This is a genomic window from Ancylomarina longa, assembly GCF_003996985.1.
GTDB classification, from domain to species: Bacteria; Bacteroidota; Bacteroidia; order Bacteroidales; family Marinifilaceae; genus Ancylomarina_A; species Ancylomarina_A longa.
On sequence record NZ_RJJX01000201.1, the window covers coordinates 1 to 490 of the forward strand.

Annotated in this window: 1 pseudogene; it reads left to right on the forward strand. The window is 33.3% G+C overall.

Going from position 1 to position 490, the window contains the following annotated elements:
• Positions 1-92 precede the first annotated feature (92 nt).
• Positions 93-490: pseudogene (locus tag DLK05_RS16975) on the forward strand (tetratricopeptide repeat protein); the annotation flags it as partial.

A 490-nucleotide genomic window follows, 5' to 3' on the forward strand; every position in this document is an offset into this window, starting at 1 on the left:
TATACGCTTTGCTTTGAGATTAATTACATTTAAATAAGATTAAGATCTTTTGTTGAAACAGTAACTAATCAGATTACATAAAATATAGAATCATGAAAATTAGACTTATAATGCTAAGTGCTGTCCTTACGATATCGACCATGTTTGGAGCAAATGCTCAGACAAAGGAGTCGAAGTATGGGGTGGATAGTGTAAAAACAATTATGACTGCTTCTCTTTACGGGGAGATGGTAAAACAAAAGAATTATAAAGAGGCTCTTCCAAGTTGGAGATACATCTTCAATAATGCACCTAAATTTCAAAGATCAACATACATTAATGGTGTGAAGATTATGCGTGGGATGTATTATGCTACCAAGGATAAAAAATATGTTGATACTTTAATGATGGTTTACGATCAAAGAATCAAGTATTTTGGAACCAGTAGAAAATACCCTACAGGATGGATTCTTGGACGTAAAGGTGGTGACTTATTTGCTTTTGGTAAGAG